Raw genomic sequence first — 15,121 nt, forward strand, 5'->3', positions numbered from 1 at the left:
TATGCCCTCAACTTGCCACCACCACCAGTTTCTGATTGGCAAACTCTTTCAGCCCGAGGTCGGACAGCTCACGTCCATAGCCTGAACGTTTTACCCCACCGAACGGCAATTCTGCGGCCGTGTCGCTTTGTGAATTGATAAATACCATGCCGGTTTCAATTTGCGAAGCCATTTTACGTCCGCGTGCGATATCCCGTGTCCACACCGAGCCGCCCAGGCCATAGTGCGAGTCGTTTGCCAGCGCGACGGCAGCACTGTCACTCGCCACCACATAGACTTGGGCTACCGGGCCAAAAAATTCCTGATAATAGGCCGGGTTGTCAGGTGTCAGACCGGTGAGAATGGTTGGCTGAAAGTAACATCCCACGCCGTCAATCGGTCGTCCGCCGCACTCCACGCGCGCGCCATGCTGTACCGCATCCTCAACCTGCTTAATCAGCCGCTCGCGCGCATCACGCGACGATAGGGGACCAAGCGTGGTTTTCTCATCCAGCGGATCACCCGCGACTGCGGATTGCAATGCGGCGCTGAACTTCGCCATAAACTGTCCGGCCACTTTTTCATGCACGATAAAACGTTTCGCGGCAGTACACACCTGGCCGCAGTTGCTCAGACGGGCCTGCGCGCCCTGGCGCACCGCCTCATCGAGGTCGGCATCATCCAGCACCACAAACACATCGTTACCGCCCAGTTCCAGCGTCGATTTCTTCAGATATTTTCCCGCCTGTTGCGCGACGGCACTGCCCGCGCGCTCTGAACCGGTGAGCGCTACCCCCTGTACCCGATGATCAGCGATCAACTCGGCAACCTGTTCATTGGAGATGAACAAATTGGTCCATGCTCCCTGGGGAGCGCCCGCCTCCAGTACCAGTTTTTCGAACGCATCCGCGCAGTGCGGCACGATGGGGGCGTGTTTAGCCAGCACCGGGTTACCGAGTGCCAGATTCGGTGCCAGTACGCGCATCAACTGGTAATAAGGGAAATTCCACGGTTCTACTGCCACGATCACGCCGATAGGATGGTATTCCAGCCACGCATCCCCCACGTCGCTGGGATAGGCTCGCGGCTGGAGCAGGGTGGCGGCGTGTTCTGCGTAATAGCGGGCGATTTGCGCACAAATTTTTACTTCACCCCGACTTTGACCAATCAGCTTACCCATCTCCTGGCTGGCAATGGTTGCCAGTTGCTCAACGTTGGCATCAATCAGCTCCGCCAGACGTGTCAGCACCTGTAATCGCGGTTGCATATCTCCTTTGCACCAGTCGGAATGGTAAAGACGATCGGCGGTTTCCAGTGCTTGCTGCATCCAGGCGTCGTCATGCGAGGGCCAGGTTTTCAGCAGTTGGTTATTGGCTGGATTGATACTTTGATAGGAAGACATACAACGCTCCTTGGTCAATTAAAATGACAAAGGCGGGACTGGCCCGCCTGAGATTCAAATGTTTTTACGCTCGACCGTCTTATCGTCCCACGTCAGAACGTCTTGATCGGTCTTATCAAAGGCGCGAAATAGCACTTCATCGCTGCCCTGCTGACGCCAGATTTCTTCTGCCAGACGCTCGTCATAGTTAGCGACCTCAAATATCGCTTCGGCGATTTCGGTCGAGGTGTGGCGCAAGGTGGCCCATTCGCCCACATGGTGAGCTTTAGACTGTTCTGTTGCCATAAAGGTCTCCTGTTGTGGATTTATCCTTTCAGTTTTACCGCCAGACCGGCGACATGTTCGCCCTGAAAACGGGCGATATCGAGCTCCTCCGCAGAAGGCTGGCGCGATCCGTCGCCCCCTGCAATGGTGGTGGCACCGTAAGGCGTGCCGCCGCGCACATGGGAGATATCGAAAAGTTCTTTGGTGCCATAGCCGATGGGGACAATCACCATGCCGTGGTGGGCGAGGGTGGTCCAGACTGAGGTGATGGTTTGCTCCTGACCGCCGCCGGTGCCGGTAGAGGCAAAGACGCTGGCGATCTTGCCGTACAGCGCCCCTGACGCCCACAATCCGCCGGTACGGTCGAGAAAGTTACGCATTTGCCCCGCCATATTCCCGAAGCGCGTGGGCGTGCCGAGAATAATGGCATCATATTGCGGTAAATCTTCGGGGGTTGCTTCAGGCGCGGCCTGATGTACTTTTCCGCCGACCTGCGCAAAGCGCTCGGCGTCCATGGTTTCCGGTACGCGCAGGATGGTGACCTCCGCGCCGCTAACCCGACGCGCACCCTCCGCAACTGCCTGCGCCATGGTTTCAATATGTCCATACATGGAGTAATAAAGCACCAGAATTTTCGCCATCTTCTTCCTTCCTGTGGGTTTGAACACACGATCTGAAGTATAGAAGAGCCTGCGTGACCTGCTGCTCAGCAATTTGCCAGGGAAAACTACGGCTTCGCTTAATCCTCCGCTAAGCGTTTGTTGAATGGCGTAAAATGCCAACTTAGGTTAAAAAATGAGAGGAATATGTGTTTCAAAGTATAAATATTCACCATAAACGTAACGCTATTGGCTATTCTTTGTACGGGTGGTACGGAAAGCGTGCCACCTTGCTTTTCACCCCGTGCATGTGAAAAGTCCTGACCACTGATGAGAAAACTCTATCGGAGGAAATGATGGCACAACATCGTGGAGGATCAGGTAATTTCGCCGAAGATCGCGAAAGAGCCGCGGAAGCAGGCCGTAAAGGCGGTAAAAATAGCGGCGGGAATTTCAGAAATGACCCGCAGCGCGCTTCCGAAGCAGGTGAAAAAGGGGGACGCAGCCGCAATAAAAAATAACCCGGCTGCGACATAAAGCCCTCCGCCGCCGGGTACGCCCGGCGGTGACAATCATTGCAATTCCTTCCGACTCTGCGAAAATGGCGCCCGAATCCTCACGATGGTGCTTTATGTCTGTTCCTGCTTCTCGCCTTTTCCTGCGCCTGTCGCGTCAGGAACTTGTTCTGATCTTCATTACGATGGTCTGGGGTGGCACCTTTTTGGTGGTGCACCGCGCGATGGCGCACTCCGGTCCGTTCTTCTTTGTCGGTTTGCGCTTTGCCACCGCGGCGTTGCTGCTGGCTTTTTTCTTCCGTCGCTACCTCCGACAAACCACCTGGCTGGAGTGTAAAGCTGGCGCGTTGATTGGCCTGGCGATTGCGGGCGGCTATGGCTTACAAACCTGGGGTATGCAAACCATTTCCAGCAGCCAGTCTGCGTTCCTGACGGCGTTATATGTGCCGGTGGTTCCCTTGTTGCAGTGGCTGTTTTTACGCCGTCCTCCAGGGATGATGGCCTGGCTGGGCATCCTGCTGGCGTTTATCGGCTTGCTGCTGGTGGCCGGTCCACAGAATGGAGAACTGGCGCTGAACGCGGGTGAAATGGCGACATTGCTTAGCACCCTGGCGATTGCGGCGGAAATCATCCTGATCAGTCGCTTTGCCGGGCGGGTTGACGTGCGTCGTGTCACCCTGATCCAACTGGCGGTGGCCTCGGCTTGTGCCTTTATCTTTATGATTCCGAACGGGGAGTCGCTGCCAAGCCTGAGCATACCGCTGCTGTTGAGCGCGCTGGGTCTGGGGGCGGCCAGCGCATTGATTCAGGTCACCATGAACTGGGCACAGCGTAGCGTCTCGCCGACACGAGCCACCGTGATTTATGCCGGTGAACCGGTATGGGCAGGGGTGGTGGGGCGCATTGCGGGCGAACGCCTGCCTGCGGCAGCGCTACTCGGCGGTGCGTTGATTGTCTGCGGGGTGATCGTCAGTGAGTTGCGTATCAGGCGCAAAAAAGCGGTGCCGGATGTGGCACCGCAGGAGATACAGGAACCTTAACTGTTTTGCCGTGCCGTCTGGTTCTCACCCACACCGGTTCCACGACGGCGCAGAATGGCGTTGAGAATGATCGCGCCAAAGGTGGCGGTGCCGATGCCCCCGAGGGTGAAGTTGCCAATTTTCAGCGCGAAATCCCCGGCACCCAGCACCAGCGTGGTCGCCACCATAATCAGGTTGCTGTTCTGGCTGAAATCCACATGGTTTTGCACCCAGATACGGGCGCCAGCCACGGCAATCAAACCAAACACCACAATCGATGCGCCACCAATCACCGGGCCGGGAATGGTATGGATCAGCGCGCCAAATTTCGGTGAGAAACCCAGTACCAGCGCAATCAGGGCCGCCGCGACAAACGCCAGCGTTGAATAGACTTTGGTAACGGCCATCACGCCGATATTTTCCGCATAGGTGGTGACGCCGCTGCCGCCGATCGATCCGGAAAGCATGGTGGCGAGGCCATCACCGACAAAGGCGCGTCCCATCCAGGGATCGAGATTGCGCCCGGTCATACCTGCTACCGCCTTGATATGTCCGAGGTTTTCCGCCACCAGAATGATCGCCACTGGCGCTATCATGACAATCGCCTGCATATCGAAAACCGGTGAGGTGGTATGCGGCAAGCCAAACCAGGCGGCATTGGCTACCCCGCTAAAATCGACCGGTTTGCCCAGCCCGAGACCATTGGTGAGCAGCGCGTAGATTGCCCAGGCGACAATCAACCCGACCAGAATCAGCAAACGTTGCACCATGCCGCGGGTAAATACCGCCACCAGACCGATGCACAGCACCGTCATCACCGCCATCCAGCTATCGAACATGGATGATGATACGCTGTGTACCGCAATCGGTGCGAGGTTCAGGCCGATTGCCATAACCACTGCGCCCGTCACCACCGGCGGCATCAGCCGTTCAATCCAGCCCGTCCCCGCCTTCATCACCACAAAACCGATCAGCGTGTACAGCGCACCACAGGCGATCACGCCACCGAGCGCCAGCGCCAGGTTGGGGTTCAGTCCCTGACCGTTGAAACCGGTGATGGCGATAATTACCCCAACAAAAGCGGCGCTGGAACCAAGATAGCTGGGTACGCGCCCGCCGGTGACCACAAAGAACAGCAGGGTGCCGATACCGGAAACCAGAATAGCCAGGTTTGGATCCAGCCCCATTAACAACGGCATCAGCACCGTTGCACCAAACATCGCCACAGCATGTTGCAGGCCCAGAATTAACGTCTGCCCGAGCGGCAGTGTTTCGTCCGGTGCAATCAACCCATTTTCAGTTAAGGCTGACTTTTTCTGCCAGCGGGGAAACCAGGAACTCGCCATCGTCTTCTCCAGAGTGTCTGTGGAACCGGGCCGCACAGGGCGGCGTTAGCGGGCTTCCTGCCGTAAAAGATGCTGATATCCACGGTCGAACCAGGCCAGGCCGTGCGGCTCATCATTGCGCACCAACGCCATGACCTCACAAAACAAAATGTCGTGCGTTCCTACGCTCACCACCTGGGAGACTTTGCAATCAAACGACACCAGCGCGCCATTCAGCAGCGGTGAACCGCTGCTGAGCGTATGCCAGCGGGCGGCGAGAAAGCGATCCGCCATTGGTGTTTTACCGCCAAACAGGGTGGAGAGATCTTCGTGCCCGGCGGCCAGCGTGTTGACGCACAGATAACCGTTATCGCGGAACACCGGCCAGACCGAAGCGGAGCGGTTGAGGCAAACCAGCAGCGTTGGCGGTGTGTCGGTAACGCTGCACACCGCGGAGGCGGTGAAACCGGCACGTCCGGCGGGGCCGTCGGTGGTAATGATATTTACGGCGGCACCGAGGCGTGACATCGCATCGCGAAACACCTGGCGCTCGACCAACGGTAAATCAGGCGAGAGTTCATGCGTACTCATCTTTGGCCTCCTTACGGGTTAGCCATTGCAGCAATAACGCATTGAAGTTTTCAGCATCGGTGACGCTCATGGCATGTCCTCCCCAGGCCATTTCGATCAGGCTGGCATTCGGCAAGGCGGCGGCCAGTTCGGGTGAGCAGCTCCACGGCACCAGCAGGTCATCCTGGCTGTAGATGGCCAGCACCGGTTGAGTGATCTTCGCTGCATGAGGACGAAAATCGGCGCTTTTCAGGGCATGCAGCCGGCGTAACAGGTTTTCCATGCCCTGAAAATGTTGCACATGATGCGTGTCCTCTTGCTCCAGACGAGCCTGATTGCGCGCCATCCACTCCGCCGGATAGAGAAACAACGGCTGGGCACGGACAAAGGCTTCCACTCCGACATTCAGCAACAGATCCTGGCGAACCTGGAAGCAACGACGGGTATGGGCATTCAGCGATAACCAGCCGTTAATGACCACCACGCGTCCAACGCGTTGCGGATAATCCAGCGCCAGTTGCAGACCAATCAAACCGCCAAGCGCGTGACCGATCAGATCAAAGCGCTCAATACCCTGCTGCTCCAGCGCTTCGGCCAACTCGGCGGCCATCATCGCCATGCTGTAGCCTTCCGGTAAGGTATCAGCACTGCGACCGGTGCCGCGTTGATCGTAGGTGACAACGCGATAATGCTGCTCCAGCGCCGCCAGTTGGGGCCGCCAGAAACCCGCAACGCCGCCTAGACCAGAAGAGAGCACCAGGGTGGGCGCGTCTGCCGTCTGCAATCCCTGAATTTCCAGATGCATTACGCCTCCTGTTTGCCGATGTGCGCCACGGTGGCGATTTCGATCAGCGCATCAGGTTTCACCAGGCCGCATTGAATGCAGTAACGCGCCGGTTTATCACCGGGGAAATATTCGGCATACACCTGATTAATCGCGGCGTAGTTACTCCAGTCGGTGAGGAAAATCGAGTTGAAGGTAACGTCGTCCATAGTACCCCCTGCGGTTTCAATCACTTTTTTGATGGTCTCAAGGACGTGGCGCGCCTGGGCCGCGGCATCACCGACGTGGACGACGTTATTTTGCGCATCAAATGGCAGGGTGCCGGAGACATACACCACACCATCGGCGAGCGTACCAGGGACAAACGGGGCAATTGGCGTGGAGGTTCCGGGCGGAATAATGACACTTTTTGGCATGGCGAAGTCTTCCTTATCGTTGTTTTTGCAGGTGAAAATTATCGGGATATCAGGCTTTTAATGCTTCACAGAACGTCTCGGTATCACTGACCCAACCGAAAAACGTTTCGATATTAAAGATGGCTGCCTGCTGGGCGAAGGGCGGGCCAGCCTGATAGGTAGCGTCTTCCAGCACGACGCCAAAATATTCCAGGAAGAAGCCATCTCGCAGCGTCGATTCCACGCAGACATTGGTGGCGATGCCGGTAAACACCAGATGGCGAATGCCACGGCTGCGCAGCATGCTGTCGAGCGGGGTATTGAAAAAGCCGCTGTAGCGCGGTTTAGGCAGCACGATATCACCGGGTTGCGGCACCAGTTCATCCACCAGCGCATAATCCCAGCCGCCTTTCGCCAACAACGTGCCCTGCAATTCCGGGCGTTTACGCATGGTTTTTAACGCATTGGATTTGTGAAAGTTGGGTGAACCGGCATCGCCCGCTTCGACATATTGGTTATCCCAGCCATTCTGAAACCAGATGATCTGGATGCCTGCTGCTCGGGCAGCGGTCACCGCCTGGTGAATTTTGGCGATCACCGGTTTAGTGGCGGAGACATCAAAACCCGCCAAATCGAGGTAGCCGCCTTCGGTGGCATAGGCGTTCTGCATATCCACCACAATCAACGCGCTCTGCGCAGGGGGGAAGGCGATCGCTTCCGGGCGGGCTGGCAAGGTGACCTGCGGTAAAGTCGAGGTATGGGCGCAAACAACGGTATTCATCAGGCAACCTCCTTCTGCGATTCAATCAAAGCATGACGGCACTGCATCAAGGGCTGAATAAATTGACCAAACTCTTCGATTCCTTGCAGGAAATCGTCAAAAGTCAGCAGCACACCCTGGGTTCCTTCTACCTCTGCAACTTCATCCAACATTCGTGCCACGTTGGCATAAGAACCGACCAGCGTGCCCATATTGATATTCACCGCAGAGGTGGGATCGGCCATCTGGCGCACGTTGGTATCACTGCCGGATTTCGTGTCCTGCTGGCTTTGCGTGGTCAGCCAGGCGAGGGCCTCTTCATCAGCCCCGGCTTTGTAGTGCTCCCATTTGGCGCGTGCGGCTTCATCCGTTTCCGCGGCGATGATCATAAACAGCACATAGGAACCGACATCGCGGCCTGCCTGGTCGGCAGCCTGTTTCATGCGTGCGGCCGTCGGGGCGAAGGCGGTTGGCGTGTTAACACCTTTGCCGAAGCAGAAGTTGTAGTCAGCGTGCTGGGCAGAAAACGCCATCCCGGCATCGCTTTGTCCCGCGCAAATCACCTTCATCGGTTTTTGCGGCTGCGGGCTGAGGCGGCAGTCATTCATGGTGAAAAACTCACCTTTAAAATCACTCTGGCCATTGCCCCATAAATCTCGCAGCACGGTGACGTATTCGGTGAGGTATTGGTAACGACTGGCGAAGTAGTCATCACCGGGCCACAGGCCCATTTGCTCATACTCTGGCTTTTGCCAGCCGGTCACGAGGTTGACGCCAAAGCGGCCATTGGAGATTGAGTCGATGGTCGAGGCCATGCGCGCCACAATCGCCGGTGGCAGCGTCAGGGTGGCGGCGGTGGCATAGATTTCAATACGCGAAGTCACCGCCGCCAGTCCGGCCATCAGGGTGAAGGATTCGAGGTTATGGTCCCAGAACTCGGTTTTACCGCCGAAGCCGCGCAGTTTGATCATCGAAAGCGCGAAGTCGAAATGGTAGTGCTCCGCTTTCTGCACAATCGCTTTGTTCAGCTCAAAAGTCGGCTTGTACTGGGGGGCATGGGTGGAGATTAACCAGCCATTGTTACCAATCGGGATAAAGACGCCAATTTTCATGTGAAACCTCTCAGCAAAGAACGGGGGTTGTTTCACGCGCTGCGTTGCGTCCTGCTTGCTCCCTGCCGGCGGCGCTCGTTCACAAAATTGCAAAGCCTGTGCCACATTTTTAAATGCCATAGATAACAATGTGTTAAAAATGACGCTTAAGATAAATTGGATTGAGTGGTCCGTTTTGGACCATCCGGTCAAAACAATCTGCACATTTTTCATGCGTGAGTGGTCAAAAAAGGTGCAGGGTCATTATTAGGCAGGAGCGGAGGCCTTTGTTATGATGCCTCTACGCAGGATGGATGAGGTAACAGTGTGAAAAGCGATGAAAAAAAGCCCACGCGTCGGTCACGCGCGGTTGCGGCAAAACGGGCGGCGATTCTTGAAGCGGCGCTGACCTTCTTTTCGCAATACGGTATTCATGGCACCAGTCTCGATAAAGTGGCCGAGCGTGCCGATGTGTCAAAAACCAATCTGCTTTATTACTATCCCTCAAAAGAAGCCCTCTATATTGCGGTACTGAAAGAGATTCTGGATGTCTGGCTGGCTCCGCTGCGCGCACTGCGCCACGATCAGGAGCCACTGACCGCGATCCGCCGCTATATCCGCCTGAAACTGGAAGTCTCACGCGACCACCCTCAGGCGTCACGCCTGTTCTGCCTGGAGATGTTACAAGGTGCTCCTCTGCTGAAAGGTGAACTGGCGGGCGATTTGAAAACGCTGGTGGATGAAAAGGCGGCGATCATTGAACAGTGGATCGCGGAAGGACGGTTGGCGGGCGTACGGCCACAGCATCTGTTTTTTCTGCTGTGGGCAACCACCCAGCATTACGCCGATTTCGCCTCGCAGGTTGAGGCTATCACCGGGCAGACGCTGAATGATCCCGCGTTCTTTGAGCAGACCGTCGATAACGTGCAGCGCATGATCATAGAAGGTATCCGCGTGCGTTAAACCGGAGAGGGCACTGAGGACGTTGCAGGAAAGATGATTAAAATTAAGGCCCGATGATCGGGCCTTAATTTTTTCAGGGATATCAGGCTTTACGACGACGCAGTAACCAGCCCATGGTCAGGATGACAAACCACAACGGCGTTACCATCAACGCCTGACGGGTATCCTCCTGGAGGGTCAGCAACACCAGTACAAAGGCGAAGAATGCCATACACACCCAACACATGAATTTGCCCAGCGGCATTTTAAAGGCAGATTCAGCGTGACGTTGTGGATGTTGTTTACGGTAAGCCAGATAGCTACACAGAATGATGGTCCAGACAAACATAAACAGAATCGCTGACACCGTGGTCACCAGTGTGAACACCGTCATCACATCCGGAATCAGATAAATCAACGCGACGCCACCAAGCAGGCACAGGCAGGAAAAGAACAGGCCGGTGGTCGGTACAGCGCGAGCGGATAAACGTCCAAATGCCTTATGCGCAACCCCTTGTTCTGCCAGGCCAAACAACATCCGGCTGGTGGAAAAGATGCCGCTGTTAGCGGAGGAGGCAGCTGACGTCAGCACCACAAAGTTGACGATGCTGGCGGCGGCAGGCAGGCCGATCAGAACAAACATTTCTACGAACGGGCTGCGGTCGGCCAGTACCTGGTTCCAGGGTGTTACCGCCATAATCACCATCAGCGCCAACACGTAAAACATAATCACGCGCAGCGGAATCGCATTGATGGCGCGGGGCAATACTTTGTGGGGATCATGGGTTTCCGCCGCAGCCGTACCCACCAGTTCAATGCCGACAAAGGCAAAAACCGCAATCTGGAAACCGGCAAAGAAGCCGCTCAAGCCTTTTGGAAACATGCCACCATGATCCCAGATATTGCTCAGTGAGGCAGTGCCGCCACCAGGGGAGGGATAGTGCATGGCGACCAGCACCACACCGGTGATGATCAACGCAACGATAGCGACAATTTTGATGATGGCGAACCAGAACTCCATTTCACCAAACAGTTTCACGGTGGCGATATTCAGCGTCAGAAAAACGAAGACGCAGAGCAGGGCACTCATCCAGATCGAGAAGTCAGGGAACCAGAGCTGAAAATAGGCACTGATGGCGACCACATCGGCGATGCCGGTAACCACCCAACAGAACCAGTAGGTCCAGCCGGTGAAATACCCGGCCCAGGGGCCAAGCAGGTCGGCGGCAAAATCACTGAAGGATTTATATTCCAGGTTGGAGAGCAGTAGCTCACCCATTGCACGCATCACAAAGAACAGCATAAATCCGATGATCATATAGACGAAAATGATCGAGGGGCCGGCGAGGCTGATGGTTTTACCGGAGCCCATAAATAATCCGGTACCGATGGCTCCGCCAATGGCGATCAACTGAATATGGCGATTGTGCAGATTTCGTTGCAGCTTGTCGGGCTGCTCAGCGCTAAGCAGCGCCTCTTTAGATTGGTCAACCATAAAGATTTCTTTCCTGTCTTGATGTCGTGTCAGCTCTGCTGGCTGTTAGATAACGTGCTGTTGCACGTTGTGAGATGGCATAAGATAGTGGAACAGCAGCAACTTTCGGTAATTGTTTTTTAACAACTGTGACCTTTTACGCGCTTTGCTCTGTCAGTAAATATTTACACAGTACAATCTTCCGTCAGTATGGGTAAAAAGTCAGCAGTTTCAGTGCGTATCCTCCATTCCTCCTGCTATAGCAGCTACCTTTGTGATACTCGCGGTATGACCAGAGGGGTGTTATGCGCATATTGCTAATGATTATTTTGTTGGTGCTTGCTGGCTGGTGGAGTCTGCCGTGGTTGCTACAGCATCTGCCGCCGGGCTGGAATCCCTTTACCCCGCTAGCCGTGACCGATCCACCGGGTTGGTTGACGCGTTACAAAATCAAACGACTGGCAGGTGATCCTGCTGCTTGTCTGGATGTGATGCGCCGGGCGCAGCGGAGTGGCAAGGTGCAGTTCAGTGAGGAACCCACACGGCAAGGGGCATGCCCGCTGGCGCAGCCACTGCGTGTTAGCAGTTTTGGTGCGGTGATGCTCAGCAGCAGTTTTCTCGCCAGCTGCCCACTGGCAGTGGCAAGTACGATGTATGTAGTGCAAAGCCAGGCGGAGTTACAACAGGCAGGGATCAACAGTCCATTGCAGCGTATTGCGCATGTTGGCAGTTATGCCTGTCGCAATATTTATCATCGTCAGGAGGGACGTTTAAGCGAGCATGCGACGGCAGATGCCTGGGATATTACGGGATTTCAACTGGCGAACGGACGTTGGTTACGGGTGGAGAAGCACTGGCAACAGCCGCAGGACGCCTCAGCCGCATTACATGCGCTATGGCAGAATGGTTGTGCCAACTTCGGCAATGCGCTTGGCCCTGATTACAATGCCGCACATGCCAGCCATTTTCATTTTGGCATGCGCGGAAGCGGCTATTGTCGCTGAGTTTACACCGCGGGATTCAATCCACGTTTAATCAGGAAGTGATTAGCCGGCCAGGAAAACAGAAAGCCAATCATCATGGCAAGTTGCAACATAAACCAGAAGCCGACCAACAGTGGATTGATTTGCTGATTTAGCACAAATTTCAGCGCCAATCCCATAAAGAGAAAGATACCTAATTGATAAATCAACAAGGGAAAGACTTCAGTTTTCAGGGCTAATAATAACGCACGGCCAAATGAACGTTTTTCACGTTGTCGAATTGCCAGAAATTGAAAAAATAAGCCCATCAATAACGAAATCCCAACGCAAATAATTGCCTCAAGCCACAATGCCGGATTAATGGCGAACTGATTTAGTAAGGTGATTATCGGGATTGTCATTATATTGCCAAATATACAGGCTGCGGCTGACAAGGAAGTCGAAATAAAGATGGTTTGCCAGCCTGCGTTGCGATGTAATTTTTGAGGAACCAGCAGGGCAAGTTTTACCTGGCGGGAAGGTTTTCTTCCCAGATACCACCAGGCCAGCCAACCAACGAAAGGCATATATAGCCCGGTTAATGGCCAAATGATATTCATCACCGCGACCGGGTGAGGGTGGCGGAAGAGGTCTTTTAAAATCATCAGGGCGGTGCAGCCACCCAGAACAAGGAAAGGTAATGCCAACTGGTTCAACATAGTCAGTCCCGCTTAGCTTCTCGAATACGCGCGACAATGCGGTCAGCCCGGCTGCGGCATTGTCTTCCCCTGCAAATCACCGTTGCGTGCTACGCTGCTCACAGCTAAAGAGTAGCCGGAAACGTGCCTGACTGGAATCACTGCGAGGGGTGAAAAAGCCACCACATGGCAGAAATAAATGGGATTAAGAATAAAGTGATGGGGAAATGTGGCATAAAATAACCGAGAGATTAAGGTTAAAACACTGTAAACAATCGATTTCAGTTAATGACGATGCTCAACGCTTATCACAGTATTGAAAATTTTCAATGAATGGGGATATTGAAACAACATCAGAAAAATCCTATTCTAAACATCCGTCGCATTAAAAGTTGTGATGGTGTTAACAAAGATTTGAAAGCTCAATCCATTCCATTGTGGTAACACATTGAGCGCCGGATGTTTAAGATTGCGGCGGGTGGTTGGATCTCTTTCAATCAATATTTTTTCTCTAGTTAATTTAATTTTTGTGTTAACCGGACCGAATAACAAGGCGCAAGAGCGTTGCAAGACGCTGAGGCAATAATGACGACCGATAATTATTTCGTCTGGCGAGGCGAGACCGAAATTCAATTTCAGGCGGTGACGGCCGTGATGCAATTGAAACCGCTTTTACAGAAACACGTTGAAAACTTGGGTTTTGATCACTTTGCTTTTTTGATCCAGCATCCGGTGCCCTTTACCCGGCCACGACTTTTTTTGTTCAGCACGTATCCGGAAAACTGGGTTAAACACTACGAAAGTGAGAACTATTTTGCCGTCGATCCGGTGCTGCTACTTTGTCAGCAGCCAGGACGTGGGGTGGAGTGGACGCGCGATTTGTTTACCGGTGCGGGTAATTTATGGGCAGAAGCGAACGCTTACGGCCTCTTGAGTGGATTTTCCTGCTCGGCAATGGCATCAAATCGTGCCATTGGTATATTATCTATTGCATCTAAGCAACAGAGTAAGACCCAGCACTTACGTGTTGAGCTGGAAGTGAAACTACACTTTCTGGCGGAACTGAGCCTGCGTGTCCTGGAACGCCTGAACGATAACGCTATGGTGATTTTATCTAATGATTTCAGTCAGAGGGAGCTGGAAATTTTGAAATGGACGGCAGAAGGGAAAACCTCTGCGGAAATTTCACTTATTTTAGCGATTTCAGAACACACGGTGAACTTCCACCAAAAGAATATGCAAAAGCGCTTTAATGTTTCCAATAAAACGCAAATTGCCTGTTATGCCGCAGCAATTGGACTGATATAGCAAAAAGGCAACTACTAATTTTAGTAGTTCCCAGCCTGAAGCCAGTTGTCTACCCTGCGCCGGAACTTTGCCAGGCTGGCGCACATAAAAATCATTGCAAACATGGGGATGTCAGGGGCGCATGATGAAAATAATTCAAACCCAGTTAAAGGATATGCCGTCCTCTCTGCTGGCCGAATTGGGAACCTATCGCTACAGCGTATTTGCGCGCGGTGAAGGCTGGTCAATTCCACCCCGCTTGAGCACCCCGGGCCAGGAGTATGATCGTTTCGATCGCTCAGACGTGACCTGGATGATTGCCTGGAACGCGCGGCAGGGCATTTGTGGTTGTGCGCGTTTAATGCCGTGGCAAGAACCCGAAATGACCGAGGGGTTAGTTTTGCCTTTTAGTCATGAAAAAGTTTGGGAGATGTCGCGTTTTTCCGCCCGACTGGAAGTGGATGCAGAGTTGCCCCTAAATATCCTCTGGCATTCGGTTCAGCTCGCTGAATTGAGCGGGATCGAGTTTCTTATCAGTTCCGCTACGCCGATGTTGGAGAAAATGTTTGAGCAACATCGGGTGGTCTATGAACCGTTGTCGCCGGGGCTGATTCAGTCTGAGGACAACCTGTTCGCCATTCGTATTCCGGTTCAGCAACCGGCGCTGGCTGAAAAGTACCGGGGTACACGTCGCTTCAGCCCTGAAGAGGTGCTGCCAACATTGGGCGTGTCCGTTAACTGGCAGTCGCACGGTTAAATCTCCCCGCGCATCAGGCGCGGGGCAGACCGCTTACTGGCGGTAGGCGGTTTTGATTTGGCGAATGGTGTTGCTGAACACTTCAGCCTGCGGTTTTTCCCCTAACGTTTGCACATAACGTTCCATATTGATGATCACTTTTCCGGCATCAGCCTGGCCCATCCCTTTCAGAATCAGTGTCACCATCATTTTCAGACAGGCGACTTCATCCGCCAGCTTCTGCGTTTCCTGCGAAGTTGCAAAGTCTTCATCACTCATAATTGACTCCCTGGTTGTGTTGCATGGTCTTGACACATTC

At 54.0% G+C, this 15,121-nt stretch carries 18 protein-coding genes; 6 read left to right on the forward strand and 12 right to left on the reverse strand.

What is annotated here, in order from left to right; genetic code table 11:
* Nucleotides 1-7: 7 nt before the first annotated feature.
* Genes CTZ24_RS07095 through wrbA form a run of 3 tightly spaced genes read right to left on the reverse strand, consistent with a single transcriptional unit; the run spans nucleotide 8 to nucleotide 2,286 of the window.
* On the reverse strand, nucleotides 8-1,381 hold the full coding sequence (locus tag CTZ24_RS07095; protein WP_208725156.1) for an NAD-dependent succinate-semialdehyde dehydrogenase: 1,374 nt from the start codon (nucleotides 1,379-1,381) through the stop codon (nucleotides 8-10).
* A gap of 54 nt (nucleotides 1,382-1,435) precedes the next feature.
* Nucleotides 1,436-1,666, reverse strand: a complete 231-nt coding sequence (locus CTZ24_RS07100) for a YccJ family protein (protein WP_013508568.1) — start codon at nucleotides 1,664-1,666, stop codon at nucleotides 1,436-1,438.
* A gap of 20 nt (nucleotides 1,667-1,686) precedes the next feature.
* Nucleotides 1,687-2,286 carry an NAD(P)H:quinone oxidoreductase gene (gene wrbA / locus CTZ24_RS07105; protein ID WP_208725157.1) on the reverse strand — a complete coding sequence of 200 codons (600 nt, stop codon included), beginning with the start codon at nucleotides 2,284-2,286 and terminating at the stop codon, nucleotides 1,687-1,689.
* Between the two features lie 314 nt (nucleotides 2,287-2,600).
* On the opposite strand from wrbA, the gene CTZ24_RS07110 reads away from it, so the two are divergent.
* On the forward strand, nucleotides 2,601-2,765 hold the full coding sequence (locus tag CTZ24_RS07110; RefSeq protein ID WP_013508570.1) for a con-10 family general stress protein: 165 nt from the start codon (nucleotides 2,601-2,603) through the stop codon (nucleotides 2,763-2,765).
* A gap of 110 nt (nucleotides 2,766-2,875) precedes the next feature.
* On the forward strand, nucleotides 2,876-3,799 hold the full coding sequence (locus CTZ24_RS07115; RefSeq protein WP_208725158.1) for a DMT family transporter: 924 nt from the start codon (nucleotides 2,876-2,878) through the stop codon (nucleotides 3,797-3,799).
* Here CTZ24_RS07115 and rutG read toward each other — a convergent pair.
* The 6 genes from rutG to rutA are packed head-to-tail and all read right to left on the reverse strand — an operon-like array spanning nucleotide 3,796 to nucleotide 8,724.
* Complete coding sequence (gene rutG, locus CTZ24_RS07120) at nucleotides 3,796-5,124, reverse strand: pyrimidine utilization transport protein G (RefSeq protein ID WP_021182661.1); 1,329 nt, start codon at nucleotides 5,122-5,124, stop codon at nucleotides 3,796-3,798. The two genes, CTZ24_RS07115 and rutG, sit on opposite strands and share 4 nt — an antisense overlap.
* A 45-nt stretch (nucleotides 5,125-5,169) precedes the next feature.
* Entirely contained in the window at nucleotides 5,170-5,694 is a 525-nt protein-coding gene (gene rutF, locus CTZ24_RS07125; protein WP_208725159.1) for an NADH-dependent FMN reductase RutF, read from the reverse strand.
* The gene (rutD, locus tag CTZ24_RS07130; RefSeq protein WP_208725160.1) at nucleotides 5,681-6,478 is read right to left on the reverse strand and encodes a pyrimidine utilization protein D; all 798 of its coding nucleotides are present in this window, start codon (nucleotides 6,476-6,478) and stop codon (nucleotides 5,681-5,683) included. Before rutD ends, rutF begins: the two co-directional genes overlap by 14 nt.
* Nucleotides 6,478-6,873, reverse strand: a complete 396-nt coding sequence (rutC, locus tag CTZ24_RS07135; RefSeq protein ID WP_021182664.1) for a pyrimidine utilization protein C — start codon at nucleotides 6,871-6,873, stop codon at nucleotides 6,478-6,480. The genes rutD and rutC overlap by 1 nt, the downstream gene beginning before the upstream one ends.
* Before the next feature lie 49 nt (nucleotides 6,874-6,922).
* The gene (gene rutB / locus CTZ24_RS07140; RefSeq protein WP_021182665.1) at nucleotides 6,923-7,633 is read right to left on the reverse strand and encodes a pyrimidine utilization protein B; all 711 of its coding nucleotides are present in this window, start codon (nucleotides 7,631-7,633) and stop codon (nucleotides 6,923-6,925) included.
* Nucleotides 7,633-8,724, reverse strand: a complete 1,092-nt coding sequence (gene rutA, locus CTZ24_RS07145) for a pyrimidine utilization protein A (RefSeq protein ID WP_021182666.1) — start codon at nucleotides 8,722-8,724, stop codon at nucleotides 7,633-7,635. The genes rutB and rutA overlap by 1 nt, the downstream gene beginning before the upstream one ends.
* A gap of 306 nt (nucleotides 8,725-9,030) precedes the next feature.
* Here rutA and rutR point away from each other — a divergent pair, with 306 nt between their 5' ends.
* Nucleotides 9,031-9,666 (forward strand): HTH-type transcriptional regulator RutR, encoded by a 636-nt coding sequence (gene rutR / locus CTZ24_RS07150; protein WP_021182667.1) that lies wholly within the window; start codon nucleotides 9,031-9,033, stop codon nucleotides 9,664-9,666.
* 82 nt (nucleotides 9,667-9,748) lie between these two features.
* Here rutR and cycA read toward each other — a convergent pair whose 3' ends face one another.
* Nucleotides 9,749-11,140, reverse strand: a complete 1,392-nt coding sequence (gene cycA, locus CTZ24_RS07155) for a D-serine/D-alanine/glycine transporter (RefSeq protein ID WP_021182668.1) — start codon at nucleotides 11,138-11,140, stop codon at nucleotides 9,749-9,751.
* 284 nt (nucleotides 11,141-11,424) lie between these two features.
* Between cycA and CTZ24_RS07160 the strand changes: the two genes are divergently transcribed.
* A complete protein-coding gene (locus CTZ24_RS07160) occupies nucleotides 11,425-12,123 on the forward strand; it encodes an extensin-like domain-containing protein (protein WP_208725161.1) in 699 nt (232 codons plus the stop codon).
* 2 nt (nucleotides 12,124-12,125) lie between these two features.
* Here the strand turns inward: CTZ24_RS07160 and CTZ24_RS07165 are convergent, their stop codons facing one another.
* A complete protein-coding gene (locus CTZ24_RS07165) occupies nucleotides 12,126-12,800 on the reverse strand; it encodes a DUF4396 domain-containing protein (RefSeq protein WP_021182670.1) in 675 nt (224 codons plus the stop codon).
* Nucleotides 12,801-13,364: 564 nt separating this feature from the next.
* On the opposite strand from CTZ24_RS07165, the gene CTZ24_RS07170 reads away from it, so the two are divergent.
* The gene (locus CTZ24_RS07170) at nucleotides 13,365-14,087 is read left to right on the forward strand and encodes an autoinducer binding domain-containing protein (RefSeq protein WP_021182671.1); all 723 of its coding nucleotides are present in this window, start codon (nucleotides 13,365-13,367) and stop codon (nucleotides 14,085-14,087) included.
* 124 nt (nucleotides 14,088-14,211) lie between these two features.
* Nucleotides 14,212-14,823, forward strand: a complete 612-nt coding sequence (locus tag CTZ24_RS07175; RefSeq protein ID WP_036624636.1) for an acyl-homoserine-lactone synthase — start codon at nucleotides 14,212-14,214, stop codon at nucleotides 14,821-14,823.
* Between the two features lie 33 nt (nucleotides 14,824-14,856).
* On the opposite strand, the gene CTZ24_RS07180 is transcribed toward CTZ24_RS07175, so the two are convergent.
* On the reverse strand, nucleotides 14,857-15,081 hold the full coding sequence (locus tag CTZ24_RS07180; RefSeq protein WP_013508585.1) for a DUF2594 family protein: 225 nt from the start codon (nucleotides 15,079-15,081) through the stop codon (nucleotides 14,857-14,859).
* Nucleotides 15,082-15,121 lie beyond the last annotated feature (40 nt).

Origin of the sequence: Pantoea phytobeneficialis, from assembly GCF_009728735.1 — a bacterium.
GTDB lineage: Bacteria > Pseudomonadota > Gammaproteobacteria > Enterobacterales > Enterobacteriaceae > Pantoea > Pantoea phytobeneficialis.